At 61.5% G+C, this 2,148-nt stretch carries 2 protein-coding genes and 1 pseudogene; all 3 read right to left on the minus strand.

Annotated features, from left to right (window positions below; genetic code table 11):
- Positions 1 to 232: 232 nt before the first annotated feature.
- Entirely contained in the window at positions 233 to 829 is a 597-nt protein-coding gene (gene recR / locus RR842_RS11775; RefSeq protein WP_332517734.1) for a recombination mediator RecR, read from the minus strand.
- A gap of 15 nt (positions 830 to 844) precedes the next feature.
- A complete protein-coding gene (locus RR842_RS11780; RefSeq protein WP_332514722.1) occupies positions 845 to 1,153 on the minus strand; it encodes a YbaB/EbfC family nucleoid-associated protein in 309 nt (102 codons plus the stop codon).
- Positions 1,154 to 1,230: 77 nt separating this feature from the next.
- Positions 1,231 to 2,148, minus strand: a pseudogene (locus RR842_RS11785) (hypothetical protein); the annotation flags it as partial.

Consider the following 2,148-nt stretch of genomic DNA (forward strand, 5'->3'; position numbering starts at 1 on the left):
GAACAGGCCTTTTGATTTCACCGAAATTTTATGTTGTGATTTTATGGAGAAAGATGCTATACTAACTCCTGCATTTACAGAGGCAATCTAAGCTTCGGTAAAGACTGAAGGGCTCTGTTTTTTGGAGGGGGCAGAATCCTTTATCTTTGCCCGGATGCAGAAAATGCCGCTACGCAATTCGTGTAGCGGCATTTATCATTTCAGACCAGAGGATTCGCTCCAGGCACCAAGCCTACAGCGGACGACGCGCCTCGATAGCTCGGCCAAGGGTGACCTCGTCGGCGAATTCCAAGTCGCCACCCACCGGCAGGCCGCTGGCAGGACGCGTCACGCTCACGCCGAGGGGTTTGATAAGACGCGCGAGATAAGCGGCCGTTGTCTCTCCTTCGACATTGAGATTCGTCGCCAACACCACTTCCGTAATCTCGTCCGATGCCAAGCGCTTCATAAGCGGGGCGATGTGCAGGTCGTCAGGGCCAATGCCTTCCATAGGCGACAGCGCGCCTCCCAGCACATGGTACACGCCCGAGAACACAGCCGTGCGCTCGATGGGCGGGATGTCGCGCGGCTCGCTCACCACGCAAATGATGCCGGCATCGCGCTTGCTCGACCGGCATATTTCGCACAGGTCGTTCTCGGCGTAGTTGAAGCACCGCGCGCAGAAATGCACCTGGTCCTTCACTTCTGCGATGGCTTCAGACAGGCGCAGCGCCGTGGCCTTGTCGGTGTTGAGAATCCAGTAGGCGATGCGCTGGGCCGACTTCGGACCGATGCCAGGCAGGCGCTCCAGTTCATCAAGCAGCTTCTGGATGGACGGCGCTGCATACACGATAATATCCCGCGCTTACATCAAGCCGGGGATGTTCATGCCGCCCGTGGCGGCCTGCATGCGCTGGGCGCTGATGTCGGACACGCCGCGCAGGGCCTCGTTCACGGCTGCCAGCACGGTCGCCTCCAGCATCTCTACATCCTCGGGGTCCACCGCCTCCGGATCGATGGAGATGCTCTTGAGAGCCATGTCGCCCGTGGCGACCGCCTTCACCGCACCACCGCCTGCCGTGGCCTCGAACTCCAGATCCTTGATTTCTTCCTGGGCCTTCGCCATCTCAGCCTGCATGCGCTGGGCCTGCTTCATCATCTTCTTCATATCCATGGTGCAATCTCCTTCGTTAGCTCTTCAAACTTAAAGCGACGCGGGCCGAAAGCGGTGCGCCGACGTTTCACCTCAGGTTACTCTTTCACTTCCTCGAACACGATACCCTCGCCAAACCCTATGGTCAAAATGGCCTCTATCTCCTCGGGCGACTGGACGGAACCTGTCACCTCGGGCGCAGGAGCAGTGCGCGTATCGGGTTCGGAGGGGAAACCGGAGCTCGCCGCAGGTGCCGCAGCGCTCGCCGTCATCACCTGCTGAGGGGTGGGTGCCGCAGAGGCGCTCGACGCCGCCTCCCAGGGGGCAGATGCCGTCGCCTGGTGCGAAACCGGCGACGTCTCCTGTCGAGGAGCGGATGCTGTCGCCTGCGGTGACTGTTGCGCCGCAGAAGAAGGTTCCCCTTGTGCCGCCATCTCATCGCCGTAGGGAACAACCTCGTCGTCATAGGGTGGCAGATCGTAGGTATCGGCCAGTGCAGAACCCGTCTCCCGCAGGGCGGGACGTGCGCCGGAGGAGGACGCTACGGGCATCGCCGAAGCCGTCGGCAGAGGACCCGCCCCTGCAGTCACGGCAGCAGAAGGCGACGGTGTCTGAGCCGTTGGCGCCGGCCTCGAGGCAGCACAAGCCGATTGCTGCGGTGTTGCCACCGAAGCTGGCGCAACAGAGGTAGACACGGACACCCCGCCGGAACCTTGCGTATACGAGAACGGCAGCACCGCTCCGCATGACTGGGCAAGCGCTGCAGACACCGCTTCCTGCACGTCAGGTTTCTGTACCGCCTTGAAGGCAAACGAGTTTTCAGCAGGGAACTCTATGGCCAGCATGTTCCCGCCCGCATCATAGATGGCCTTCGTGTTCAAGAACAGCACCCCGTAGGCGGCCTTGCTCTTTTTGAGCGCGGACAACGTCGCCTGCCAGATGCGCTGCAACGCTGCTGGGTTCTGCAGGCTGGCCGCAAGGTCGGCCGAGGGCGCAGCTGCCGCAGGCGTGGCGGC

Source organism: Gordonibacter sp., from assembly GCF_036667095.1.
Lineage (GTDB): Bacteria > Actinomycetota > Coriobacteriia > Coriobacteriales > Eggerthellaceae > Gordonibacter.

What these genes read in the sequence shown, in the direction of transcription:
- RR842_RS11780 (WP_332514722.1), bottom strand. Translation starts at nt 1,153, where the DNA reads ATGGATATGAAGAAGATGATGAAGCAGGCCCAGCGCATGCAGGCTGAG.